Source organism: Azorhizobium sp. AG788 (assembly GCF_004364705.1).
GTDB lineage: Bacteria > Pseudomonadota > Alphaproteobacteria > Rhizobiales > Xanthobacteraceae > Azorhizobium > Azorhizobium caulinodans.
This window is the reverse complement of record NZ_SOBM01000003.1, coordinates 377,425-402,187: the sequence shown is the minus strand read 5'-3', so window position 1 is coordinate 402,187 and position 24,763 is coordinate 377,425. Positions and strand designations below refer to the sequence as shown.

The following is a 24,763-nucleotide window of genomic DNA, read 5'->3' as shown; positions in this document are numbered from 1 at the left end:
CGTTCGGTCTAGCAGACAGGCGCGGAAAGACAAGGCGCCGTGCGCATCGCGGCCTTGACGGGCGGCGCCGTCCGGCGCACTTCACACCCGCAACGGCTCGCAAGTGCAGCAATGTCCGCGAGCCGGGGCGCAACGATCGGTCGCAAGTGCCGGCCCCCGGCACGCGGGGGGCTCCCCGCTCCCATGATGCACCGGCGTTAGAGCCGCATTCATGGTTCTGGGGCATCTATCCAGTCCAGACCGGCTCAGACGTGCGAAAGGACGAGCAGACATGCGGATCACGTGGCGGCATCTCTCCCAGGCGCGGCGGGCGCTCATGGCCCTGCTCATGGTGACGATGCTTCCGGGCATGGCGCTCGCGGCGGATGACGACAAGGCGGCCGGCACCGGTCTGCCCGTGCCCCGCTTCGTCTCGCTGAAGGCGGACCGCGTGAACGTGCGCAACGGTCCGAACCGGGATCAGGACGTGGCCTGGATCTTCACCCGCGCCGGCCTGCCGGTGGAGATCACCGCCGAGTTCGAGACGTGGCGGCGCATCCGCGACGCCGACGGTGCGGAAGGCTGGGTCTATCACTCCATGCTGTCAGGGCGGCGCACCGCCCTCGTCGCGCCCTGGAGCAAGGACACGACCATCACCCTGCGCGACAAGCCCGATGCCAATGCGCGGGCCGTGGCGCGGCTGGAGGCCAATGTGCTCGGCACCATCAAGTCCTGCGACGGCAAGTGGTGCCGTATCCTCGGCGACGGCTTCGACGGCTATGTGGAGCAGAACAAGCTCTGGGGCGTCTATCCGAACGAGAAGGTGGACTGACGATCCTTGGTGCCTCGAGGCTGCCCCCGCGCCTCCGGAGAGGCAACGGACATGAAAAAGGCCCGGCGCGCATGGCGACCGGGCCTTTTTCATGTGTCCTGCCGCGGCTGGCGCAAGCGCGCCGCTCAGGCCTTCTGGATCACGCCTTCTTGGCGCGAGGCTTGCGGGCCGGAGCGTCCTTGGCCTCGGGCGCCTTGGCGGGCGCGCTCTTGGCGCGGCCGAGCCCGATTTCCTTCGCCATGGCCGAGCGGGTCAGCGCATAGTTCGGCGCAACCATCGGATAGTCGTAGGGCAGGTCCCACTTCTTGCGATACTCGTCCGGCGTCAGGCCATACTTAGACATCAGGTGACGCTTGAGCGATTTGAACTTCAGTCCGTCCTCAAGGCAGATGATGTAATCGGGCGTGATGGAACGCTTCACGCTCACCGCGGGCACCAGCTGCTTCGGAGCGGCTTCAACCGGCTTCTGACCGGTGAGCGCCGCAAGGGTTGCATGCACGGTCTGGATGAGGTTTGGCAGTTCGGCCGCGCTGATGCTGTTGTGGGCGACGAACGCACTGACGATCTGCGCGGCGTTCTCTGCCAGGAAGTCGTTCGAATCTTGATCGTCCACTGCGAATCCTCCGAGAGTAAGTGTTTATTGCAGCAGGCCGACCTTTAATTCAAGCGGTGGCACGCTCGAAAGGTGCCAAATCGGACATTTTGCACCGACCGACAATAGAATCGGATCGTTTGACGCTACGTTGCGGCCAGACTTGTGGCACAATCATGTCTTCAACCGATAGCCGGTCTTGAAGATCCAGCCCACGGCCAGAAGACAAAAGCCGAGGAACATGAAGGTCATAGCTACGCTGATCCCGACATGCACATCGGCATTCCCGTAGAAGCTCCAGCGGAAGCAGCTCACAAGATATACTACCGGATTGAACAAGCTCAGGTTGCGCCAGAAGGGCGGGAGCATGTCGATGGAGTAGAAGCTGCCGCCGAGAAACGTCAAAGGTGTCACGATCAGAAGTGGTATCATCTGGAGCTTTTCAAAGCTGTCCGCCCAGATGCCGATGACGAAACCGAAAAGGCTGAAGGTGATCGCGGTGAGCACGAGGAAACCGAGCATCCAGAAGGGATGTTCGATCCGCACCTCTACAAACAGAGCGGCCGTGCCGAGCGTGATCAGACCGAGTATGACCGATTTGGTTGCGGCCGCTCCGACGTAGCCGACGACGATCTCCACTGCCGAAATCGGTGCCGACAGTATTTCATATATCGTGCCCACGAATCGCGGGAAGTAGATGGCGAAGGACGCATTGGAGATGCTCTGCGTCAGGATCGACAGCATGATCAGCCCCGGAACGATGAAGGAGCCGTAGCTGACCGCACCGATCTCGCCCATGTGGCCGCCGATGGCCGAGCCGAAAACCACAAAGTAAAGCGAAGTGGACAGGACGGGCGACACGATGCTCTGGAGCAGAGTGCGACGTGTGCGCGCCATCTCGAAGACATAGATCGCGCGGATGGCATTGAGGTTCATGGCGGATCCGTTCGTAGGCAAACATGGGGCGAGGCGTCACGTGTGGGCATGCCCGTGGGGATCGGGCGCGGCGGCCGGTGCGGCGACCGCTCAGGCATGGACGAGGCTGACGAAGATCTCTTCCAGCGAGGTCTGCCGCGTCTCGAGATCGGAGAAGGCCACGTCGGCGGCGGCCACCTGCTTCAGGAAGGCGGCGATGGCTTCCGGGCCTGCGGCCGCGTCATAGGTATAGGTGAGGCTGAGGCCGTCGGGTGCCAGCGTCACGGGATGGGCGGCAAGGGCCGGCGGGACCGCCGCCAGCGGCGCCGGAAGATGCAGCGTCAACTCCTTCCGACCGAGCTTGCGCATCAGGTCTTCCTTGCGCTCGACGAGAATGAGCTCGCCCGCCCGGATGACCCCGATGCGATCGGCCATCTCCTCGGCTTCCTCGATGTAATGGGTGGTGAGGATGATGGTCACCCCCGCTTCCCTGAGGTCGCGGATGAGGCGCCACATGTCCCGCCGCAGTTCCACATCGACGCCGGCGGTCGGCTCGTCGAGGAAGAGGATCTGCGGTTCGTGGGAAAGCGCCTTGGCGATCATCACGCGCCGCTTCATGCCGCCGGAGAGCGTCATGATCTTGGCGTCGCGCTTGTCCCAGAGGGAGAGGTCCTTCAGCAGCCGTTCGATGAGGGCCGGGTCCGGCTTCTTGCCGAACAGGCCCCGGCTCAGGCGCACGGTGGCCGTCACCGTCTCGAAGGCGTCGGTGGTCAGCTCCTGCGGCACGAGGCCGATGAGGCTGCGGGCGGCGCGGTAGCCGCTGACGATGTCGTGCCCGGCGGCCTCGATGCTGCCGGAGGATGCCCGCACCAGACCGCAGATGATGCTGATGAGGGTCGTCTTGCCCGCGCCGTTCGGGCCGAGGAGGGCGAAGATCTCGCCCTTGCGGATGTCCAGAGAGACGTTCTTCAGCGCGCTGTGGCCCGAGGCATAGGTCTTCGATACGCCTCGGAGCGAGAGGATCGGCTGCATGGGAGACCTGTTCTGGAGTGCATAAGAACTGTGCGGCACCCTGCGCGTGTGGGGGCATGCGGCAAGGTGACCATCTGCGTCGGGCGCCGAAGCTACAAGGAAGCCATCCTCATGCAAGTTCCCACCTCTAACACGCATGGTGGCTCTTTGAGCCGCGGCGCCACGACCCCCCGGGCGTCGGGGTCGGCCCTGGCATGCGGGTGCCGGGGCCGACCCACGCATCGCTGACCATGAATTGGACTCGGATGCCTCGAAAACGGGCGTGGTTCGGTTAGGCTGGGCCGATCGAATCCGGACGGACCCCGCACCCCATGGCCCTGCTCGACGCCATCGACCGCAAGATCCTCTCGATCCTGCAGCAGGATTGCCGCATCACCATGCAGGAACTGGCGGACCGGGTGGGCCTTTCCGCCTCGCCCTGTCATCGCCGTGTCCGCCTGCTGGAAGAGCGGGGCGTCATCACCCGGCATGTGGCCCTCGTGGACCAGGCGGCGGTGGGGTTGCCGGTGAGCGTGTTCATTTCCATCAAGCTGGAACGGCAGAAGGAAGAGGATCTCGACCGCTTCGCGCGGTCCATCTCCACCTGGCCGGAAGTTCTGGAGTGCTACCTCATGACCGGCCCGCGCGATTATCTCCTGCGGGTGGTGGTGCCGGACCTTGCCGCTTACGAGACCTTCCTCAAGACCAAGCTCACCCGGCTGGATGGCGTCGCCTCCATCGAATCCAGTTTCGCGCTGGGGCAGGTGAAGTATTCTATCGCCCTGCCGGTAGCCGCATCCTGACGGCCGTCCGGCACGGCTTGTGCATTCGGCGTGTCCCGTTCCGGCCGGCGCGTATCGGCGGGCCGGCTGATCCCGAGGAGAGTTTCATGGATCGCAGGTCCATCCTGTCCCTGCTGTGCGTCTCGGCCATGCTCGGCCTCGCCGCGCCCGCAGCCCATGCGGAAGATGCGCTCGAGGCCATCCAGTCGCGCAAGGCCGTGCGCATCGCGGTGCCGACCGACTATCCGCCCTATGGTTTCGTCGGTCCGGACCTGAAGCCGCAGGGCCTCGACATCGACATGGCCGAGCTCATCGGCAAGAAGATGGGCGTCAAGGTGGAACTGGTGCCGGTCTCCAGCGCCAACCGCATTCCCTATCTCCAGACCGGCAAGGTGGACCTCGTCATCTCCACGCTGGGCAAGAATGCCGAGCGCGAGAAGGTCATCGACTTCAGCTCCGCCTACGCGCCCTTCTATCAGGCGGTGTTCGGCGGCAAGTCGGTGCCGGTGAAGGCGCCTGGTGACATGGCCGGCCATTCGGTGGCCGTCACCCGCGGCGCCATGGAGGACCAGGAGCTGGAAAAGGTGACACCGCCGGGCGTCACCGTGAAGCGCTATGAGGACAATGCCGCCACCGCCGCCGCCTATGTGGCCGGGCAGACGGAACTGGTGGCCATTTCCTCGGCGGCGGCGGGCACCATCATGATGAAGAACCCGCAGACCAACACCGAGTTCAAGTTCCTCATCAAGGAGTCCCCCTGCTTCATCGGCATCGCCAAAGGCGAGGACACGCTGAAGGCCAAGGTGAACGCCATCATCGCCGAGGCGAAGAAGGACGGCACCATCGACGCCATGTCGAAGAAGTGGCTCGGCCGCGAGGCTGGCGACCTGCCGCTCTGAGTCGTCCTCCGCCGGAAAAAGAACCCCGGCCCGTCTGCGGGCCGGGGTTTTTCATTGCCCCAGCCAGCGCTGGGCGAGGGTGAGATCGGCCTGCGAGAGGCCATGGCCCACGGGCAGAACCTCATGGCGCACATCCGCCTTCATGCCGGCGAAGGTGGCCGCCAGCGTGCGGGCATTGGCTTCCGGCACGATGGGGTCCATGGCGCCCGAGACCATCAGGATGCGGGTGCCGGAGAGGTCCGCTACAGACGCCTCCTGCAATGGCACCATGGCCCGCAGCAGCACGCCGCCGGCGAGCACGCCGGGATGGAGCTGCATCACCGCAGCCGCGATGTTGGCACCATTGGAGAAGCCGAGCGCGATGGGCGCCGGCAGGCCGTAAGCTGCTCGCGCCTCGGTGATGAAGGCGGCGAGATCGTCGGCGCGGCGGCGCACGTCGGCTTCATCGAAGACGCCTTCTGCCAGACGCCGGAAGAAGCGCGGCATGCCGCCTTCCAGCACCTGGCCACGCGGCGAGAGCAAGGCGGCACCCGGCGCGACCGCCCGGCCGAGAGGCAGCAGATCGTTTTCATCGCCGCCGGTGCCGTGCAGCAGGAGCAGCGGCGCGCGGCCGGGCACGGTGGCCGGCTCGAAGCGATGGACGAAGGACAGCGTGTCAGTCCGGGTCATGGGACCCTCCTTCTGGGGGCTCGGCCCGCGCAGAGGCGCGGGCCGGCGATGTGGGTTCAGGCGAGGACCGGGAGCACGTCCTCGATGGCCGCGCGGCGCGGCTCGAGGAAGGACGGCAGCTTCAGCGCCTGGCCGAGGCTCGCCGCCGGCTCGTCCACGGCGAAGCCGGGGATGTCGGTGGCGATCTCGAACAGCACGTGGCCGGGCTCGCGGAAGTAGACTGAGCGGAAGTAATTGCGGTCCTTCTGCTCGGTGGCGCGGATGCCGTGGTTCTCCGCCAGCTTCTTCACCATCTCCATCTCTTCCGCGTCATCCTTGGCGCGGAAGGCGATGTGGTGCACGGAGCCGCCACCGAGGCGGGCGGGCAGGAAGCCGCCGGCTCCGTGCAGGTCCACGATGCCGCCGATGGTGGTGCCGGGCGCCTGATAGCGCACCAGCGAGCCGGCGCGCGCCACTTCCTTGAAGCCCAGCACGTCGGTGAGGATGGCGCCGGTGCGGGCGGTGTCCTCAATGAGGAGCTTCGCCGAATGGAAGCCGCGGATGGCCATCTCCGCCGGGACGTCGCTGCCGGTCCAGGCCGGTTCGGCCTCGATGCCGGGTACGCCGACGAGGGCGAGGCGCATGCCGTCCACGTCCTTGAAGGAGATCACCTTGTCGCCGAAGCGCTCCTCCGGCGGCTGATGGGCGATGCCATTCTCGATGAGCCGGTGCAGCCAGTAGCCGACCGCGCCCTCGGGAATGCGGAAGACGGTCTCTTCCGTCTCGCCGAGGCCGAGGCGGCCGGGCGCCACATGGGCCCAGGGAAAGAAGGTGAGGATGGTGCCGGGCGCGCCGGCCTCATCGCCGAAATAGAAATGATAGGTGCCGGGATCGTCGAAATTGACCGTCTTCTTCACCAGCCGCAGCCCGAGGACGCGGGTGTAGAAGTCGAGATTGCGCTGGGCGGGGCCGGCGATGGCGGTGATGTGGTGAATACCGTGGGACATGGTCGTGACCTCCGTGGAAGGTGTCTGGAAGCGCCGGATCAGCGGCTGGCTTGGCTCCACAGATAGCGCTGATCGGCCCCGGCGCCACGGCATTTCGATTGCATTGATGCAATTCAAACTCTGCGAAATCTGGAATTGCCTTGCGTCGATGATGGGCCGATTGTCTGTCCATCACCTGAGCCGTGGCGGTCACAAACCGAAGCGGCTCAAGGGCGGACCGCACTGAGGCGTGCCGTTCCAGCAGCTTTCCGGGCCTCTCGGGGTCCACACGGATGGAGACTTCCCATGCTTGACCTTCGCACCGCCGCTTATGGCGCCACCGCCCTGCGCATCACGCTCGGCCTGATGTTCATCTCCCACGCCTATCTGAAGTTCGCGATCTTCACGGTCCCCGGCTTCGAGGGCTATCTCGCCGCCCAGGGCCTTCCCACCTTCCTCGCCTGGCCGATCATCCTCGGCGAGTTCATCGGCGGCACCGCCATCCTCGTCGGCTTCTACGGCCGCGTCGTCTCCCTGGCGCTGATCCCGCTGCTCGTCGGCGCCCTCATGGTCCATGCCCCGAACGGATGGGTGTTCAATGTGGCCGGCGGCGGCTGGGAATATCCCGCTTTCCTCGCCATGGCAGCCTTTGCGCAGGGCCTGCTCGGCGACGGCGCCTTCGCCCTGAAGTCTGTGACGCTCTCCGAGCTGATCGGCACCAAGGCGACGCCCCGCGCCGCCTGATCTCCTCCCGCCAGTCATCGGCACCGGGCCGCGCCTTGAGCGCGGCCTTTGCCGTTTCCGTCCGGCGCCGGTTTGTGGTTTCTTCGGCGCGTGTGGTGCGGAGGAATGCGGGTGGCGGAGCCCTTCAATAATCTGGCGTGGGATGATTTCCGGCTCATCAAGGCGGTGGCCGATGCGCGCAGCCTGCCGGCGGCGGCGGTGCAGATGGGGGTAAACCACTCCACCGTCTTCCGCCGCCTGAAGCAGATCGAGGAGGCGCTCGGCGTCGCCTTGTTCGTGCGCCACCGCACCGGCTATGCCCTCACCCCCGCCGGCGAGGAAGTGGTGGCGCTGGCAGAAAGGGTGGATGCGGACATCACCTCCGTCACCCGCAAGATCGCCGGGCGGGAGCTGGCGCCGGCGGGCGAACTGCGCGTCACCACCAACGACAGCCTGCTGGTGCATCTGCTGATGCCCATGCTTGCCCGCTTCCGCGAAGCCTGCCCGAGCGTGCGGCTGGACGTGGTGCTGGGCAATCAGGCGCTCAATCTCTCCAAGCGCGATGCCGATGTGGCGATCCGCGCCAGCGACACGCCGCCGGACAATCTGGTGGGCCGCCGCGTGGCGCGCATCGGTTGGGCGCTCTATGGACTGGCACGGCGGTTTCCCAGCGCGGACGCCGTCGCGCAGATGGACCCGGCGGCCGAGGACTGGGTGTCGCTGGGCGATGGCTTCGGCGGCATGAAGGTGGTCAAGGACACCCTTGCGCGCATCCCCCCGGAGCGGATCGCCTATCGCGTCAACACGGTGTTCGGCCTCGCGGAGGCCATCGAGGCGGGGCTCGGCATCGGCTATGCGCCTTGCTTCATCGCCGATCCGCGCCCGGCCCTCGTGCGCCTCGCCCCGCCCGAGCCCGCCTATGCGGCCGATCTCTGGCTTCTGACCCATCCCGACCTGCGCCACGCCGCCCGCGTGCGCGTTTTTCTCGATTTCATGGCCGGCGAGATCGCCAGATACCGCGCGTTTCTCGAAGGCGCGGCCGAGGGGGGCGACGCCGGTTCTGAACAGGCGCTGGCCTCAGAGGAGGCGGGGGAGGGTTAGGACCGCTGGACCCCTGTTGAGGGCACGCCTCTGCCCCCTCCCTATCCCTCCCCCGCAGGCGGGAGAGGGGACTGCGTTCCGGGGGGCGGGGAGCCTGCACTGCATTCCGTGAGCGGAACCGCCCGATTACGTGCGCCATAGCTCCCTCTCCCGCTTGCGGGGGAGGGCAGGGGAGGGGGCATTCGGACCCTGTCTACCTAACGCGCCCTCAAAAAGAAGCGCCCCGCAGCCCGAGCCGCGCGGCGCCTCGTCACCTCACGCCTTCACGTTGGCGGATGTCTGGCCGAACAGGACCGAGCGGCTGTTCTCGTTCACGGTCGGGGTCGTGTTCACCTGCTTGCCCTTCTCATAGGCGCGCTCGGTGGCGGGACGGGCCTTGATGGCCTCGAACCATCGCTTGAGGTGCGGGAAGTCGTCCAGATTCTGCTGCTGGCGCTCGTGGGGGACGATCCAGGGATAGGCCGCCATATCGGCGATGGAGTAGCCCTCGTCGTCGATGAAGTCGCGGCCTTCGAGGCGCCGGTTCAGCACGCCGTAGAGACGGTTCGTCTCCTTCACGTAGCGCTCCATGGCGTAGGGGATCTTCTCGGGCGCATACTGCACGAAATGGTGGTTTTGCCCGGCCATGGGGCCGAGGCCGCCCATCTGCCAGAATAGCCACTGGAGCACCTGATAGCGCCCGCGCAGATCCTTGGGCAGGAACTGGCCGGTCTTCTCGGCGAGATAGAGCAGGATGGCGCCCGATTCGAACACCGAGACCGGCGCCCCGCCGCCCGGCGGATCATGGTCCACGATGGCCGGCATGCGGTTGTTCGGCGCGATCTTGAGGAAGTCGGGCTTGAACTGGTCGCCGGCGGAAATGTTCACCGGGTGGATGGTGTAGGGCAGGCCGGTCTCTTCGAGGAAGAGGGTGATCTTGTGGCCGTTGGGGGTCGGCCAGTAGTGCAGGTCGATCATGCCGGGTCTCCGGGTGGGGCGCCGCTCGGGAATGGTCCGGCGACGCAACGGTGGCGGCAGATTGGCCCATTCGCGTGCGGCATGAAACCACCCTCGCAGCGGATCACTCCGCCGTGACATGCGCTTGACGCCGCGCCCCGTGCGGGACCAGAGATCGGGCCTCGTTTTCTTGATCTCCGGCCCCTGCCATGTCCAAGACCACCCGCGCCACGCAGGCCCTCCAGAAGGCCGGTATCGCCTTCACCGCCGTCTCCTATGACTATGATCCGGACGCGCCGCGCGTCGGCCTTCAGGCGGCGGAGGCCATCGGCGCCGAGCCGGGCCGGGTGCTGAAGACGCTGATGGCCGAGGTGGACGGCAAGCCGGTGTGCGCGGTCATCCCCTCCGACCGCGAGGTGAGCATGAAGAAGCTGGCGGCGGCCTTCGGCGGCAAGTCGGCGCACATGATGAAGCCGGCGGATGCCGAGCGCCTCACCGGCTACCACGTGGGCGGCATCAGCCCATTCGGCCAGAAGCGGCAGGTGCCGACCGCCATGGAGGAGACCGCGCTCGCCTTTCCGGCCGTGTTCCTCAATGGCGGCCAGCGCGGGCTTCAGGTGGAGGTGGACCCGAAAGCCGCCTGTGCCGCGCTGAATGCGAAGGCGGCGCCGCTCATCGCCTGACAGGAACAGCGTCCGTGTCCCGCCGTTCTCCTCTCAAAGACGGAAGGACGCATCATGGACGCTCACGACGAGAAGATCCGCGAACTCGCCTATCAGATCTGGATCGAGGAAGGGCAGCCGGAAGGCCGCGCCGAGATCCATTGGGACATGGCCACCGAACTCGTGGCGCAGACGGAGAATTATCCTGCCACCTTGCGCCCCGTGCCCACGGAGGACGGTCCGCCCGAGGAGCCGGCCGATATCCAGAACAATCTCGGTGAATTCCCGACCCTGACCGACCAGGGCGAGCAGGTGCCTCCGAGCCGCAAGGCCGTGCCGGAGGAATAATGGCGGCCCGCCATCCGCCAGCCGATGTGCGCATCGGCGTCTCGGGATGGACCTATGCGCCGTGGCGGGGCGCCTTCTATCCCGAGGGCCTCGGCGCGAAGCGGGAACTGGCCTATGCGGCGCAAGTCTTCCGCTCGCTGGAGGTGAACGGCACCTTCTATGGCCTCCAGAAGCCGGAGGTCTTTGCCCGCTGGGCGGCTGAAACGCCCGACGATTTCCTCTTCGCGGTCAAAGGGCCGCGCTTCATCACCCATATGAAGCGGCTGAAGGAGGTGGAGGCGCCCCTCGCCAATTTCTTTGCCTCCGGCGTCCTGAAGCTCGGCCGCAAGCTCGGGCCGGTGCTGTGGCAATTGCCGGCGTCCTTTCCCTTCGACGAGGCACGGCTCGACGCCTTCCTGTCCCTCCTGCCCCGCAACATGGCGACGGCATCGGAGTTGGCCCGGCGGCACGATGCGCGCCTTGAAGGGCGGGCAGCGGTGGAGGCCGAGACGGACGGTCCACTGCGCCATGCGCTGGAAATCCGCCACGACAGTTATCGCACGCACGCCTTCACGGACCTGCTGCGGCATCACGGCGTCGCGCTCGTCTGCGCCGATACGGCCGAGTGGCCACTGCTCATGGATGCGACCGCCGACTTCATCTATGTGCGCCTGCACGGCTCGCAGGAACTTTATCGCAGCGCCTATCCGCCGGAAGAGCTGGACCGCTGGGCGGCGCGCGTGGGCCGCTGGCGGGAGGGCAAGGCCATGACCGACGGCGCCTTCATCGACGCCCGCAGCGTGCCGAAGCGCCCGCGCGACGTGTTCGTCTATTTCGACAATACGGACAAGCTGCACGCCCCCGACGATGCCCGCGCCCTCATGACTCGCCTCGGCCAGGCGCCGGGCCGCCCGGACGTGCCGGTGCGGCGCCGCCGGAAGATCGGGGCAGCGGAGGCGCACCCGTGAGCGGCCCGGAGGCGCTGGCGGCGCTCGCCCGAGATGCGGCGGACTGCACACGCTGTCCGCTCTATCGAGATGCCACGCAGACGGTGTTCGGAGAGGGGGCAGCCGAGGCGCCGCTGATGCTTGTGGGCGAGCAGCCGGGCGACCAGGAGGACCGGAGGGGGCATCCCTTCGTCGGCCCGGCCGGTGGCGTTCTGGACCGGGCGCTGGAGGCGGCGGGCATCGCGCGCGGCGCGGTCTATGTCACCAATGCGGTGAAGCACTTCAAGTTCGAGCAGCGGGGCAAGCGCCGGCTGCACAAGGGGCCGAATGCGGGCGAGATCGCCGCCTGTCGCTGGTGGCTGGACCGGGAACTGGCGCTCGTGCGGCCGTCGCTCGTCGTGGCGCTGGGCGCCAGCGCCGCCCATGCGCTGCTCGGCCGCGCGGTCACCATCTCGCGGACGCGCGGCCGGGTGATGGAGGCATCGGGCGACGTGCGCCTGCTGGTGACGACCCATCCCTCCGCCATCCTGCGTGTGCCGGACGCTGAAGCGCGGGCCAGGGCCTTCGATGCTTTGGTGGCGGATCTCGTGGTGGCGCGGGAGGCGGCCTGACCCTCACTCCGAGGGCGGCGGGGGCGGGGCATCGGCCAGCGGCTCATAGGGCGCGCGCAGCAGTGTGCCGGTGGTGTCGAGTTGCACGCGCCCGTAAGGCGCGGCGGAGAGGGTGGCGCTGTCCGGCGTGCCGCTGCGCGCCTTGGCGCCGGCCCGGCGGCAGGGCACGGTGAGGGTGACGTTCTGGCCGATGGCGAGGCGCGTGCCCTTTTCCACCTGCCGCACCTGCCCCTTCTCCGTGCAGTCGGTTGCGCCGTCCGGCTCCTGCACAGCCGCCACCGCGATGATGACCACGTTTGGGGCCTCGGCGGGCGGGGCGGCGCCGGCGGCTGCCGGGACAAGCAGGGTCAGCAGTGCGCCAAGGCGCGGGCCCGAACGGGATGTGTTCCCGAACCTTCCTGCCGCGCGCGCCATGGCTTCTCTCCTCGCCTCTGTCCTGAGGCAGGAAAGGGCGGGCGGCTGCGGAAGGCAATCCCTGCCGGTGGGCGAGCCGGCATAAAGTTGCGCGGGATCTGGCTGATGCCGCACCATTCTTCGTGCCGGCTTGCTATGAAGCCTCCAGATGCGCGGAGGCAGGCATGGACAGGATCGACACCGTTCTCAAAGCTGTGCCGGAGGACCTCGTCACCACCGATCAGGACGTGGTGGCGCGCTATCTCACGGACTTCCGCAAATACATGACCGGCGCCTCCCGCGCCGTGCTGCGCCCCCGGACCACCGGAGAGGTGCGCCGCATCGTGGCGCTGTGCGCGGAGCATGGGGTGCCGCTGGTGCCCCAGGGTGGCAACACCTCCTATTGCGCGGCCGCCACCCCGGGCGTTGCGGGAGACGAACTGGTGCTGAGCCTGGAGCGGCTGAACGCCATCCGCGAGGTGGATGCCGCCAACCTGTCCCTCACCGCCGAAGCTGGCTGCGTGCTGAGCGTCCTTCAGGAGACGGCGGATGCCGCGGGCCTCATGCTGCCGCTGGACCTCGGCTCCCGCCAGTCCTGCCAGATCGGCGGCAATCTCTCCACCAATGCCGGCGGCGTCTCCGTGCTGAAGTACGGCATGGCCCGCGATCTCGTGCTGGGCCTCGAGGCGGTGCTGCCGGACGGACAACTGCTCGACGTGCTCCAGCCCCTGCGCAAGAACAACACCGGCTATGATGTGAAGCAGCTTCTGCTGGGTGCGGAGGGCACGCTGGGCATCATCACGGCGGTGTCGCTGAAGCTGGTGCGCAAGAGCGTGCAGACCGTCACGGCCTTCCTTGCCATTCCGGAGATCGAGGCCCTCACGCAGATCCTGGCGCGGGCGCAGGCCTATACCGGCGAGTGCATCACCTCGTTCGAATATGTCTCCGATCATTCGCTCCGGATGCTGCTGGCCGCCAGGAGCGAGTTACGCCACCCGCTGACGGCGCCCAACCCCCATTATGTGCTGCTGGAAGCCCAGACCGCCTCGCCCGTCTTCCCGCTGGAGGAAGCGGTGAACCGGCTTCTGGAGCAGCTCATGGAAGACGGCCTCGTCACCGACGGCACGCTCGCCTCCGGCGGCGCGCAGCGCGATGCGCTCTGGGTGCTGCGCGAGCACATTCCCGAGGCGGAAGTGGCGAACGGCGGCTCGGTGAAGCACGATGTCTCGGTCACCACCTCCCGCCTGCCGGCCTTCGTGAAAGAGGCCTCCGCGCTGGTGGAGGCGCATTCGGAGGGCGGCCGCCTGTCCATCTATGGTCACGTGGGCGATGGCAATGTGCACTTCAACGTGGTTGCGCCCGTGGGTGCCGTGCCGGCCACCTACAAGGCATGGTTCGAGCGCGAGGTCTCGCCCCGCATCTATGATCTGGCCGTGGCCATGGGCGGATCATTTGGTGCCGAATACGGGATCGGCCGGGTGAAGCTCGATCTGCTGGACCGCTACGGCAATCCTGCCAAGATCGCCCTCATGCGGGCCATCAAGACAGCGGTGGACCCGAAGAACATCCTCAATCCGGGGAAGGTGGTGCGGTAGCCCATCCGCCGGATGAGCGCGCCCACGTGGTGCGGTGGTGGAGCGACATCGCTTGTTGCAGCCATCTGCCGCCTGCGGCCAACCCCCGCACCCCTACTTTATGCGCGCCAAAGTAGTAACGACCGTTGCTGGACGAATGATCCGTCGCCCCCGCCAAAGGGCTTAGATCGCTTGCATTGGATTCCAGTGACTTAGACTTGGCACTTCCTCCCGCTGCTCACCGGCCTAGAAAACTGCTCCGTTTTCGGATGTATTCGGGAAACTGCCATTTGATCTAAATCAAAAAATACGCGTGAAATCCGCCAGCCCCGCGCAAGCTCCGGCACCTAGCCCGGTATTTACCTTAGGTTGTGGTGGTGGCGGACATGAACATTCATTCGATCAAGATCAGGATCATCGCGCTCTCGGCACTGTGCGTCGTCACGGTGGCCGGTGCGCTGCTCGGATACGGGCTCTATGCGGCGTCCCAGACGTCGCGCTACGTGACGGAGAGCGTCGGCGATCTGCTCGACAGTACGAGCCGCGACTCCCTCCAGCGCCTGGCCTCCGTGCAGGCCGCGGCCATCCGCACCGAGATCGATTCCGCGTTCGATGCCGCCCGCGTCATGGCGCGCGCGCTGGAGATCGTGGCCGAGAATGACGGCGTCGGCAGCGCCCGCGACCAGCGGCGGGGCCAGCTCAATGCGCTTCTGCTCAGCGTGCTGAAGGACAATGCCCGCTTCAACGGCACGTACAGCGCCTGGATGCCCGACGCCCTCGACGGCGCCGATCCGCTGAACATCGGGCGCAAGGACATCGGCTCGGACGCCACGGGTCGCGCGCTGCCCTACTGGACGCGGGACGCGGCGGGGAACATCGCCCTTCAGCCGCTGGTCGAGTACGACAGCCGCGACCTGCATCCGAACGGCGTCATGAAGGGCGGCTGGTTTATCGGCCCGCAGACCACCGGCAAGGAGAGCATCCTCGCCCCCCTGCCTTATGTGGTGCAGGGCAAGTCGGTCTATCTCGCCACCATGTCGGTTCCGATCATGGTCGGCGGCAGGTTCGCCGGCGTCGCGGGCGCCGACTTCGACCTCTCCTTCGTGCAGAGCCTCGCGGAGAAGGTGGACCGCTCCATCTACAAGGGGCAGGGCACGGTTTCCATCGTCACCAATGCCGGCCTCGTCGTCGCCTCCAGCGCCGATCCCCGCAGCATTGGCGGGCCCTACAAGGCCATCGAGCCGCAGGCCGAGCAGGACATGGACACCCTGCGCAAGGGCGAGGAAGCGGTGAAGCTGGACACCGCCAAGGACGCCATCAAGGTCTTCGCTCCCGTGGCCCTCGGCCGGACCGGCGGAGCATGGTCGGTCATCATCACCGTGCCGCGCGCAGTCGTCATGGCCGATGCCGACAAGCTCGGCGCCTCCCTGGCCGAGCGGAGCCGCGCCGATACCTTCTGGCAGATGGTCGCTGCGGCGGTGGTGACGGCGGCGGCCCTGGTGGCCATGGCGCTGGTCGCCCGCGGCATCTCCAACCCCATCACCCGCCTCACCCTTGCCCTGCGGCGCCTCGCGGCGGGCGAGCAGGTGGCGGAGATCGCGGGCGCCAACCGCAAGGACGAGATCGGCGACATCTCCCGCGCCGTGGACCAGATCCGTATCGGCGTCGAGGAAGAGGCGGCGCGCAAGGCCAAGGAAGCCGAGGCCAATCGGGTCCGCCAGGAAGAGGAGCGCCGCGCCACCATGCAGAACCTCGCCAACGGCTTCGAGCAGGCCATGGGCCAGGTGGTCGAGAATGTGGGCGTCGCTTCCGACAAGCTGGGAGGTGCCGCGTCCACCATGACCTCCGCCACCCGCAAGGTGGCGGACGAATCCCACACCGCCGCCGGGGCCTCGGAAGAAGCCTCCAACAATGTGCAGACGGTCGCCTCGGCGGCGGAGGAACTGGCGTCCTCCATCATCGAGATCAAGCGGCAGGTGGACGAGAGCGCGCGCATCGCCAATGCCGCTGTGGCCGAGGCCGGCAACACCGCGGCGCAGGTGCAGGAACTGTCCAACTCCGCCGAGAAGATCGGCAAGGTAGTGGACCTCATCCGCAACATTGCCGGACAGACCAACCTGCTCGCCCTCAACGCCACCATCGAGGCGGCCCGGGCCGGTGACGCGGGCAAGGGCTTCGCGGTGGTGGCGGCCGAGGTGAAGCAACTGGCCGACCAGACCTCCAAGGCCACCGCCGAGATCGAGGCGCAGATCGAGGAGATCCAGGGCTCCACCCGCGCCTCCTCGCAGGCCATCGTCGGCATCACCGGCGTCATCGAGGAGATCAACCGCATTGCCGGCTCCATCGCAGCCGCCGTGGACCAGCAGGGCGTCGCGACCCGCGAGATCGCCCACAATGTGGCCCGCGCCTCGCAGGGCACGCAGCAGGTGTCCGTGAACATCTCGGGCATCAACGGCGCGGCCGCCGACACCTCCTCCGCCGCCGCTCAGGTGCAGGATGCGGCCGCGAGCCTCGCCACCCAGACGCAGACGCTGCGCCGGGTGATGGCCGAATTCCTCGGCACGGTCCGCGCCGCCTGATCGGACGGACGCCTTCCAACCGCCGTGCGCAGGGCCTCCGGGCTCCGCGCGCGGCTGCCGTGCATGAATTGCATGGTTTGCGCTGTGAAAATTGACGCAGGCCTTGGCGCCCCGCCGTGAGAGATGAAAACCTGAGACTGCAACGAGCGTTGCCGATCATCGGCGCGCGATGTGCCGGGGTTTTGAGATGATCGAACGCGTGCGTGGTCTGTTTGCCTATTTTGCCAGGGTGGTGCCCTTCCGCATCAAGCCGGCCATCATCACCACGCTGGTGCTCTTCACCCTGCTGCTGCTGCCCGTTCCGGCCGGCCTGACGCCGAAGGCGTGGGCGCTGGTGGCCATCTTCCTCACCACCATCGTCGCCATCATCCTCAAGGTGATGCCCATCGGCGTCATGGCGATGATGGCCATGACCATCGTGGCGCTCTCGCAGGTCACCGCCACCTCCTCCAAGGCGGCCATCGCCGATGCGCTGGCGAGCCTCTCCAATCCGCTCATCTGGCTGATCGTGGTGGCCATCTTCATTTCGCGGGGGCTCAAGAAGACGGGGCTGGGCAGCCGCATCGGCCTCCTTTTCATTGCGCTGCTGGGGCGGCGGACCATCGGCATCGGGTATGGCCTTGCGGTCTGCGAACTGGTGCTTGCGCCCTTCACGCCCAGCAACACGGCGCGCGGCGGCGGCATCGTCCACCCGATCATGAAGTCCATCGCCGGCGCCTTCGGCTCCGACCCGGCCAAGGGCACCGAGCGCAAGATGGGCACCTATCTGGCGCTGGTGAACATGCATGCCAATCCCATCACCTCGGGCATGTTCATCACCGCCACCGCGCCCAATCCGCTGGTGGTGGACTATGTGGCGAAGGTCACGAACCAGAGCTTCCATCTCACCTGGACGTCCTGGGCGCTCTACATGCTGCTGCCGGGTCTCGTCTGCCTGCTGCTGATGCCGCTCGCCATCGCCCTCCTGTCCCCGCCGGAGGTGAAGGCGACCCCCGACGCGGTGGATTATGCCCGCGGCGAGCTGAAGCGCATGGGCGCGCTCTCTGGCGGCGAGTGGGTGATGATCGGCACCTTCCTGCTGCTGCTGGTGCTGTGGGCGAACGTGCCGGCCATGATCTTCGGCAAGGCCTTCGAGCTCGACCCGACCGCCGTCGCCTTCCTCGGCCTGTTCGCGCTCATCATCACCGGCACCATCGACTGGGACGACGTGCTCTCCGAGAAGAGCGCATGGGACACGCTGATCTGGTTCGGCGCGCTGGTGATGATGGCCGAGCAGCTCAACAAGACCGGCGTCATCGCCTGGTTCTCCAACCTGCTGAAGAGCGGCATCCTGGCGTCCGGCATGGGCTGGCAGCCGGCGGCTGCGCTGCTGGTGCTGTGCTTCGTCTTCTCGCACTACTTCTTTGCCAGCACGACCGCGCACATCAGCGCCATGATGCTGGCCTTCCTCACGGTGGGCCTGCAGATCGTGCCGCCCGACTTTCACATCCCCTTCCTGCTGATGATGGCGTCGGGCTCGGCCATCATGATGACGCTCACCCATTATGCCACCGGCACCTCGCCCATCATCTTCGGCTCGGGCTATGTGGGCCTCGGCCTGTGGTGGCGGGTCGGTTTCGTCATGTGCGTGATCGAGCTGCTGATCTATGCGGTGGTCGGCAATCTCTGGTGGAAGGTGCTGGGCCTCTGGTGAGAAGCGCGGCACAGCCGCCTGCCGCGGCTGCGCCGTGACCTTTCAATCGCACCGATTTCAGGCGGCGACGCCGAACAGCACGCCGATGCCGGCGGTCGCCGCCATGGCCAGCGCCCCCCAGACGGTGACGCGCAGGGTGGCTTTCAGCACCGGCGCGCCGCCGGCCTTCGCCGCGATCACGCCGAGCACGGCGAGGAACACCAGCGAGCCGCCCGAGACCAGCGCCACCCGCACGGAAGCCGGGGCGAGCATGGCGAGCAGCAGCGGCAGCACGGCGCCGATGCTGAAGCAGGCCGCCGAGGCGACCGCCGCCTGGATGGGCCGGGCGGTGGTGAGTTCCGAGATGCCCAGCTCGTCGCGGGCATGGGCGACGAGCGCGTCCTTCTTCATGAGCTGCTCGGCCACCTGCCGGGCCAGCGCGGATTCGACGCCGCGCTCCTCATAGATGCTGGCCAGCTCCCCGACCTCGCCCTGGAAATCGGCCGCCAGCTCCCGCCGCTCGCGGGCGAGTTCAGCCGCCTCGGTGTCGGACTGGGAGGAGACGGAGACATATTCGCCCGCCGCCATGGACATGGCGCCCGCCACGAGGCCCGCGAGGCCGGCCAGCAGAATCTCGTTGCGCCCGGCAGACGCGGCGGCGACACCGACGATCAGGCTGGCGGTGGAGACGATGCCGTCATTGGCGCCGAGCACGGCGGCGCGCAGCCAGCCGATGCGCGAGACGAGATGGGTTTCCGCATGCAGCTCGCGCAGGGACAGGGTTCTGGGCATGGAGCCTCGGGCCGGCGGCAAGGCGCATCGCGGCGTCGGCCGCCGCCCCCGCCGCCCGCAGGCCCGAGCTTAAGCCGCGAACCGGCCCAGCACCAAGCGCGCCGATGGTAACGAGCTCAGATGACGGAACCGCGAAGGGCGAGATCCGCTGACCGAGACCAAGCCTCAGTCGTCCATCTTCAGCGCGGCGATGAAGGCTTCCTGCGGAATCTCCACCTTGCCGAACTGGCGCATCTTCTTCTTGCCTTCCTTCTGCTTGTCCAGAAGCTTGCGCTTGCGCGAGACGTCGCCACCGTAGCACTTCGCGGTCACATCCTTGCGCAGGGCCTTGATGGTCTCGCGCGCGATCACCTTGGCGCCGATGGCAGCCTGGATCGGGATGTTGAACAGGTGCTGCGGGATGAGGTCCTTCAGCTTCTCGCACATGGCCCGGCCACGGAACTCCGCCCGCGTGCGGTGGACCAGCATGGAGAGCGCGTCCACCGGCTCGCCGTTGACGAGGATGGACATCTTCACCAGTTCGCCGGGGCGATAGTCGGTGATGTTGTAGTCGAAGGAGGCGTAGCCCTTCGAGATTGACTTCAGCTTGTCGTAGAAGTCGAACACCACTTCGTTCAGCGGCAGGTCGTAGGTGACCATGGCGCGCGCGCCCACATAGGTCAGCTCGATCTGGTTGCCGCGCCGGTCCTGGCAGAGCTTCAGCACCGCGCCGAGATAATCGTCCGGCGTCATGATGGTGGCGCGGATCCAGGGCTCGCGGATTTCCTCGATCTTCACCACGTCCGGCATGTCGGCCGGGTTGTGCAGATCGATGGTCGAGCCGTCCGTCAGCTCCATCTGGTAGATGACCGACGGCGCGGTGGCGATAAGGTCGAGGTTGAACTCGCGCGACAGGCGCTCCTGGATGATCTCCAGATGCAGCAGTCCGAGGAACCCGCAGCGGAAGCCGAAGCCCAGCGCCGCCGAGGTTTCCATCTCGAAGGAGAAGCTGGCGTCGTTGAGGCGCAGCTTGCCCATGGCGGCGCGCAGGTCCTCGAAGTCCGCCGCGTCCACGGGGAAGAGGCCGCAGAACACCACCGGCTGGGCGGGCTTGAAGCCCGGCAGCGCCTCGCTCGTTGGGCGCTTGTCGTCGGTGATGGTGTCGCCGACGCGGGTATCCGCCACTTCCTTGATGGAGCCGTTGAGGAAGCCGATCTCGCCGGGGCCGAGGCTCTCCATGGCCACCATCTTGGGCGTGAACACGCCGACGCGGTCCACGTCATAGACGGCATCCGCGCCCATCATCTTGATGCGCATGCCCTTCTTCAGCACGCCGTCGATGATGCGCACCAGCACGACGACGCCGAGATAGGTGTCGTACCAGGAGTCCACCAGCAGCGCCTTCAGCGGCGCCTCGCGGTCACCCACGGGGGCGGGCAGGCGGGTGACGATGGCTTCCAGCACCTGGTCGATGTTGAGGCCGGTCTTGGCCGAGATGCCGATGGCGTTGGAGGCATCGAGGCCGATCACGTCCTCGATCTGGCTCTTCACCTTCTCCGGCTCGGCCGCCGGCAGGTCGATCTTGTTGAGGACCGGGACGATGTCGTGATTGTTGTCGATGGCCTGATAGACGTTGGCGAGCGTCTGCGCCTCCACGCCCTGCGAGGCGTCCACCACCAGCAGCGAGCCTTCCACGGCGGCGAGCGAACGGCTCACCTCATAGGCGAAGTCCACGTGCCCGGGGGTGTCGATGAGGTTGAGCGTATAGGTCTCGCCGTCCTGCGCCTTGTAGGAGAGGCGCACGGTCTGGGCCTTGATGGTGATGCCGCGCTCGCGCTCGATGTCCATATTGTCGAGCACCTGGTCCGACATCTCGCGCTCGGAGAGCCCGCCCGTGAGCTGGATCAGGCGGTCGGCGAGGGTCGATTTCCCATGGTCGATATGGGCGACGATGGAAAAGTTGCGGATGTTCTTCTGAGCGGTCGCGGTCATGGGCGCCGCATAGCATCGGGCGTCAGGCGCCACAAGGCTGCAACCGGCGCTGCAGCCCCGCGGCCGGTCAAACCTGTGCCATTCCGGCGCAGGGCGTGGCGCGGCGGAGCCCGCCGCGCCGGAACCGTCAGAGCCCGAACATGCGCTTGCGCACCGGGGCAGCGGCCACCGGGTCCGGCTCGCCGGTGGGGCCGGGGTCGTCGGGGAGCGGGGGCAGTGCGATCACCGGCGGGGCGTCGGGCTTCTCCGGCGTCTTGAGCTCGGCAGCGGCGGCTTCGGTCTCCGCCATGCGCCGCTTGGCGTCCGCCTCGGCCACGGCCTCGCTGGCGGCGAGCTTCTCCAGCTCGGCGGCGCGGGCGAGTTCCCGGCGGGCCTCCTCCTTCTCGCGGATGGCCGCAATGGCGAGACGCACACGCTCGGCCTCGTGCTCCAGAACCGGCGTTGCGGAGACGCCCGGCGGCACCGCCCAGACGAAGGCGTCGAGCTTGCCGGTGACGGGGGAGACCGGCGCCCAGGCATCGAACACCCGCCCGTCCGCAATCCAGGCCGGATCGCGCGGGGCGCGCAGGGCGCGGGCGGCCCATTCGCGGGCCTTGCCCACGTCCTCATGCTCGGAGGCTTCCAGCTCCGCCATCAGCAGGCACACCCGCTGGGTCGGCTCGGCGGAAAGGCGCTGGAGCAGGGCGCGAGCCTCGGCGAACTCGTTGGCATCGATGGTGGCGTGCGCAAGCGCGATCAGGCTTTCCGCATGATCGGGCGCCTTGGCCGCCAAGGTGCGGATGCGCTTCAGCCGGTCGAGGGCGGCATCGCCGGGGCGCAGGTGCGCGGCGACCTGCGCCAGCTCCGGATGGGGCGTTGACGCATAAGCGGTCTCGACGATCTTGGTGGCCTTGCGCAGCTCGCCATTGGCGCCCAGCAGGCGGCCGGCGACGGCAGCGGCGGGCACCAGCGTCGGGGCGAGGCGCACCGCCTCCACCGCGCGCTCGCGGGCGACCGGCGGGTCGGTCTGTTCCAGCGCCAGCGCCTCTGCGGCCAGCAGCACGGCGCGGCGGCGGCGATACTGGAGCTTGTCGATGCCCCGATGGGCCATCTGCTTTTCCAGCACCTCGCGGGCGCCGGCATAATCGCCTTCGCCGCAGCGGGCCTCGATCACCGCATCCGCCGCCCAGGTGAGCGCGGGCGACTGGTTGGCGGCCTCCTCGGCCAGCATGCGGGCGGCGGCGACATCGCCGGAGCGGCGGGCCTCCATGTGCAGGCCACGCAGGCCGAGCAGGCGGGTGTCCGGCGTATCCAGCATGGTGCGGAAGGTGCGCAGCGCATCGTCCTGATGGCCCGTGGCCTGCGCCGACTGGGCAGCGAGCAACTGGGTCAGCGGCTCCTTCGGCAGATAGCGCAGCGCCTCGGCGCGGGCGCGGCGGGCGGCCTCCAGATCACCCGAGCCGATGGCGACGAGCCCGCGCGAGACGGCCGCCCAGCCCTTCTCGCGCCGGCGGCGGCGGGAGAATGTCGCGATCATGCGCGGCGAACGCAGCAGGAGGGCACCGAGGTGCCAGACGATGAGCAGCGCCACGCTGAAGGCGGCGAGCGCGGCCAGCGCCACGGGCACCGTGGTCTCGATGCGCCAGCCCTGCCAGACCACGAGCATCTCGCCCGGCCGGTCCGCGAGCCAGGAGGCGCCAAACGCGATGGCGGCAAGGACGATGAGGAAGAGAACGAGGCGAATCACGGCGTCTTCCCGGAAATGGCGGCGAGCGCCTGCTGGAACAGGGCGGAAGCGGCATTGGCGGCATCCCGCCGGCCTTGGATGGCACTCACCACCGGCTGGAGCTTCTGGCGCGCGCCTTCGGGCAGGGTGGCGAGCGTGGCGAGCGCACCATCGGCATCGCCGGCCTGAAGAGCGACCACCGCCTTCTGGAGCGTCTCCTCGGAAGGGGCAGCGCTGGTGCCGCCGGGCGGCGTGACCCGCACGAGGCTTTCCGCGCCCGAGAGCAGGCGGTTCACGACACCGCTGCCCGTGGGGCCAGTGGAGGCTTCGCCCGCGAGCGCGGTCGCGCCCTCATCAGAGAGACGCTTGGCGAGGGCGGCGGTGGAGCCGTAGCCCCGGCCGGCAGCATTCGCGAAGGGATCGAGCGTTGTCGCCTTCGGTCCGGCGACCGCACGTGCGGCCTCCAGCTCGGTGGCGAAGGGACGGCCGGAGACGATGGCGTCGCGCAGCACGGCGAGCACCGCCACCGAGGCGGACGCGCGGTCGAGCGCCTGCGTTGTGGTGGCGAGCGTCTCAAGCTTCTTCTGCGTGGCATCCACAGCCGCGCGCAGATCGCCCGCCTGCGCCTTCGCCGCATCGACGCCCGACTGGAGGGCGGTCGCGAGCTTCTGCTGTTCGGCCCGGAGCGCGGCGATATCGCTGGTGGCCTTGGCGAGGCCGGAGGCGATGGGCTGGAGATCCTGCGCCGGGGGCTGGGCGCGCAGCGCAGCTTCGATCTTCTCGATCCGCTGCGTCGCCGCGGCGCGGTCGCGCGCCACGTCGATTTCCAGCGCATCCAGCCGGCCGCCGGAGACGCCCTGCGCGGGCGGAGGCACGTAATGGGTAAAGACCCACGCGGCGGCTACCGCAACCACGGCGCCGGCGAGCGCGCCCGAGAGAATGGGTACGAAGGGCGAGGGGCGGGGCGCGCGCACAACCGGGATCGGCGGTTCGGCGGCGTCGGCCTCCTCATAGGCGTCGGGCTCGACCACCGTGTCGCGCGCTGCGGCCTCGGCGGGGCTGACGGGTGCGCTCGCGGAGGAAGCGGCTTCGGCGGACGCCGCGGCTTCCACTTTGGGGGGCGTGTCGGGCGCGGGGGTTTCCTCCAGCGTCACGGGCTCCGGCGTGGAAACGGGGGCGGCTGCGGTTTCGGGCGCCGTGGTCTCCGGCTGCGGCGCCTTCGGCGCATCGTCCGCCTTGGAGGAAGCCTCCGCCGCTGCCTTGGAGGTGGGGTTCTTGCTCGCCATGGGCCTCCTCGCCGCCAGTTGGGTCCGGACCGCCGGAAAGCTGATCCGTCGCTCTGATTCAGGCGGCTTCGGGGCGGCCGGCGCCCGCTCACCACCTTGTTTCATCCGCCTTCGCTGAGCGAACGGCACGTTTCCTAGAAGCCTTATAGCAAAGTCAGCAGCGCGTCCTCATCGGGAGTTTGTGAGACCTCTGTTGTCGCCCCCAGCGCCCGCAGCGGGGCCGCCACCGCATGGGACAGGCATAACTGCCGCAGGGCAAGAAAGGGTCCGGTCACGTCCCCGCGTGCGGTGGCCTCCAGCAGGCTCTCCACCGTGCGGGCGGAATAATGGAGCGCGGCCGCGACCGCGCCGCTCTTGAGGGCGGTGATCGTCTCCGGCGCGAGCTGATCAGCCGGGAGGGTGCGGTAGAGAACCGCAAGGGCGAGGCTGATGCCGGCCGGCGCGAGGTCGCCTTCCAGATCGCCCGCCCGCTCCGCGCCCGCCGCATGGAGCACGCGGCTGCCCGGCGGCAGGGCCTTGAGCGCTACACCGAGCGCGATCACATCGCCGGCGCAGTCGGTCACGTCCGCGAAGCCGGCTGCGCGGGCGGCCTGGGCGGTGCGGGTGCCCACGGCGAAGGCGGGCAGATGCCGTACACGGGTCTTCTCCGCGTGGCCGTCAAGCGCCTTCACGCCATTCACGCTGGTGAAGGCGATGGCGGTGAAATCGCCGGTGGGCAAAGGCGCGTGGGTTTGCGCCACCCGCAGCATGGGGTCCACGATCGCATCGTGACCCAGCGCCGCGAGGCGCCGGGCGGTGTCGCCGGCGCCCGGTTGCGGGCGGGTCACGAGCAGCCGCACG

General features: G+C 67.9%; 24 protein-coding genes and 1 pseudogene. 13 read left to right on the top strand and 12 right to left on the bottom strand.

Annotated elements, in window-relative coordinates; translation table 11 throughout:
- Positions 1–328: 328 nt before the first annotated feature.
- On the top strand, positions 329–811 hold the full coding sequence (locus DFO45_RS09680) for an SH3 domain-containing protein (protein WP_245518025.1): 483 nt from the start codon (positions 329–331) through the stop codon (positions 809–811).
- Between the two features lie 139 nt (positions 812–950).
- Here the strand turns inward: DFO45_RS09680 and DFO45_RS09675 are convergent, their stop codons facing one another.
- The 3 genes from DFO45_RS09675 to DFO45_RS09665 form a co-directional block, all read right to left on the bottom strand.
- Complete coding sequence (locus DFO45_RS09675; protein ID WP_133864673.1) at positions 951–1,424, bottom strand: MucR family transcriptional regulator; 474 nt, start codon at positions 1,422–1,424, stop codon at positions 951–953.
- A 153-nt stretch (positions 1,425–1,577) separates the two neighbouring features.
- Positions 1,578–2,339, bottom strand: a complete 762-nt coding sequence (locus DFO45_RS09670; protein WP_012168770.1) for an ABC transporter permease — start codon at positions 2,337–2,339, stop codon at positions 1,578–1,580.
- A gap of 90 nt (positions 2,340–2,429) precedes the next feature.
- Positions 2,430–3,350 (bottom strand): ABC transporter ATP-binding protein, encoded by a 921-nt coding sequence (locus DFO45_RS09665; RefSeq protein ID WP_133864672.1) that lies wholly within the window; start codon positions 3,348–3,350, stop codon positions 2,430–2,432.
- Between the two features lie 311 nt (positions 3,351–3,661).
- Between DFO45_RS09665 and DFO45_RS09660 the strand changes: the two genes are divergently transcribed.
- Together DFO45_RS09660 and DFO45_RS09655 are read left to right on the top strand one after the other, a co-directional pair.
- A complete protein-coding gene (locus DFO45_RS09660; protein WP_012168772.1) occupies positions 3,662–4,132 on the top strand; it encodes an Lrp/AsnC family transcriptional regulator in 471 nt (156 codons plus the stop codon).
- Positions 4,133–4,218: 86 nt separating this feature from the next.
- Positions 4,219–5,010: a transporter substrate-binding domain-containing protein gene (locus DFO45_RS09655; RefSeq protein ID WP_133864671.1), complete on the top strand. Its 792-nt coding sequence runs from the start codon at positions 4,219–4,221 to the stop codon at positions 5,008–5,010.
- Between the two features lie 51 nt (positions 5,011–5,061).
- Here DFO45_RS09655 and DFO45_RS09650 read toward each other — a convergent pair whose 3' ends face one another.
- Complete coding sequence (locus DFO45_RS09650; protein WP_133864670.1) at positions 5,062–5,679, bottom strand: alpha/beta hydrolase; 618 nt, start codon at positions 5,677–5,679, stop codon at positions 5,062–5,064.
- Positions 5,680–5,735: 56 nt separating this feature from the next.
- The gene (locus DFO45_RS09645) at positions 5,736–6,665 is read right to left on the bottom strand and encodes a ring-cleaving dioxygenase (protein WP_133864669.1); all 930 of its coding nucleotides are present in this window, start codon (positions 6,663–6,665) and stop codon (positions 5,736–5,738) included.
- Here DFO45_RS09645 and DFO45_RS09640 point away from each other — a divergent pair.
- The 3 genes from DFO45_RS09640 (at position 6,664) to DFO45_RS09630 (ending at position 8,468) form a co-directional block, all read left to right on the top strand.
- A complete protein-coding gene (locus DFO45_RS09640; RefSeq protein WP_133864668.1) occupies positions 6,664–6,891 on the top strand; it encodes a hypothetical protein in 228 nt (75 codons plus the stop codon). The genes DFO45_RS09645 and DFO45_RS09640 overlap by 2 nt on opposite strands.
- Before the next feature lie 59 nt (positions 6,892–6,950).
- Positions 6,951–7,388: a DoxX family protein gene (locus DFO45_RS09635; protein ID WP_133864667.1), complete on the top strand. Its 438-nt coding sequence runs from the start codon at positions 6,951–6,953 to the stop codon at positions 7,386–7,388.
- Positions 7,389–7,499: 111 nt separating this feature from the next.
- Positions 7,500–8,468 carry a LysR family transcriptional regulator gene (locus DFO45_RS09630; RefSeq protein WP_133864666.1) on the top strand — a complete coding sequence of 323 codons (969 nt, stop codon included), beginning with the start codon at positions 7,500–7,502 and terminating at the stop codon, positions 8,466–8,468.
- 255 nt (positions 8,469–8,723) lie between these two features.
- On the opposite strand, the gene DFO45_RS09625 is transcribed toward DFO45_RS09630, so the two are convergent.
- Positions 8,724–9,425, bottom strand: a complete 702-nt coding sequence (locus DFO45_RS09625; RefSeq protein WP_133864665.1) for a glutathione binding-like protein — start codon at positions 9,423–9,425, stop codon at positions 8,724–8,726.
- A gap of 188 nt (positions 9,426–9,613) precedes the next feature.
- Here DFO45_RS09625 and ybaK point away from each other — a divergent pair, with 188 nt between their 5' ends.
- The 4 genes and pseudogenes from ybaK to DFO45_RS09605 all read left to right on the top strand — a co-directional run.
- Positions 9,614–10,087: a Cys-tRNA(Pro) deacylase gene (gene ybaK / locus DFO45_RS09620; protein WP_133864664.1), complete on the top strand. Its 474-nt coding sequence runs from the start codon at positions 9,614–9,616 to the stop codon at positions 10,085–10,087.
- A 54-nt stretch (positions 10,088–10,141) separates the two neighbouring features.
- Positions 10,142–10,414, top strand: a complete 273-nt coding sequence (locus DFO45_RS09615) for a DUF2934 domain-containing protein (protein WP_133864663.1) — start codon at positions 10,142–10,144, stop codon at positions 10,412–10,414.
- The gene (locus tag DFO45_RS09610) at positions 10,414–11,361 is read left to right on the top strand and encodes a DUF72 domain-containing protein (RefSeq protein ID WP_133864662.1); all 948 of its coding nucleotides are present in this window, start codon (positions 10,414–10,416) and stop codon (positions 11,359–11,361) included. Before DFO45_RS09615 ends, DFO45_RS09610 begins: the two co-directional genes overlap by 1 nt.
- An 8-nt stretch (positions 11,362–11,369) precedes the next feature.
- Positions 11,370–11,951, top strand: a pseudogene (locus DFO45_RS09605) (UdgX family uracil-DNA binding protein); the annotation flags it as partial.
- A 3-nt stretch (positions 11,952–11,954) separates the two neighbouring features.
- Here the strand turns inward: DFO45_RS09605 and DFO45_RS09600 are convergent.
- Complete coding sequence (locus tag DFO45_RS09600) at positions 11,955–12,365, bottom strand: hypothetical protein (RefSeq protein ID WP_133864661.1); 411 nt, start codon at positions 12,363–12,365, stop codon at positions 11,955–11,957.
- A gap of 164 nt (positions 12,366–12,529) precedes the next feature.
- Between DFO45_RS09600 and DFO45_RS09595 the strand changes: the two genes are divergently transcribed.
- From DFO45_RS09595 to DFO45_RS09585, 3 genes are all read left to right on the top strand, one after another.
- On the top strand, positions 12,530–13,939 hold the full coding sequence (locus DFO45_RS09595; protein WP_133864660.1) for an FAD-binding oxidoreductase: 1,410 nt from the start codon (positions 12,530–12,532) through the stop codon (positions 13,937–13,939).
- A 365-nt stretch (positions 13,940–14,304) separates the two neighbouring features.
- Positions 14,305–16,497 (top strand): methyl-accepting chemotaxis protein, encoded by a 2,193-nt coding sequence (locus DFO45_RS09590; RefSeq protein WP_133864659.1) that lies wholly within the window; start codon positions 14,305–14,307, stop codon positions 16,495–16,497.
- Between the two features lie 187 nt (positions 16,498–16,684).
- Positions 16,685–18,190, top strand: a complete 1,506-nt coding sequence (locus DFO45_RS09585) for a DASS family sodium-coupled anion symporter (RefSeq protein WP_043879901.1) — start codon at positions 16,685–16,687, stop codon at positions 18,188–18,190.
- Positions 18,191–18,247: 57 nt separating this feature from the next.
- Here the strand turns inward: DFO45_RS09585 and DFO45_RS09580 are convergent, their stop codons facing one another.
- From DFO45_RS09580 to DFO45_RS09560, 5 genes are all read right to left on the bottom strand, one after another.
- Positions 18,248–18,961: a VIT family protein gene (locus tag DFO45_RS09580; RefSeq protein ID WP_208299768.1), complete on the bottom strand. Its 714-nt coding sequence runs from the start codon at positions 18,959–18,961 to the stop codon at positions 18,248–18,250.
- A gap of 165 nt (positions 18,962–19,126) precedes the next feature.
- Positions 19,127–20,932, bottom strand: coding sequence for a translation elongation factor 4 (gene lepA / locus DFO45_RS09575; protein ID WP_043878746.1), 1,806 nt, complete (start codon positions 20,930–20,932; stop codon positions 19,127–19,129).
- A gap of 127 nt (positions 20,933–21,059) precedes the next feature.
- On the bottom strand, positions 21,060–22,658 hold the full coding sequence (locus tag DFO45_RS09570; protein WP_133864658.1) for a heme biosynthesis HemY N-terminal domain-containing protein: 1,599 nt from the start codon (positions 22,656–22,658) through the stop codon (positions 21,060–21,062).
- Entirely contained in the window at positions 22,655–23,923 is a 1,269-nt protein-coding gene (locus DFO45_RS09565; RefSeq protein WP_133864657.1) for a hypothetical protein, read from the bottom strand. Before DFO45_RS09565 ends, DFO45_RS09570 begins: the two co-directional genes overlap by 4 nt.
- A gap of 143 nt (positions 23,924–24,066) precedes the next feature.
- A complete protein-coding gene (locus DFO45_RS09560) occupies positions 24,067–24,762 on the bottom strand; it encodes a uroporphyrinogen-III synthase (protein ID WP_133864656.1) in 696 nt (231 codons plus the stop codon).
- Position 24,763 lies beyond the last annotated feature (1 nt).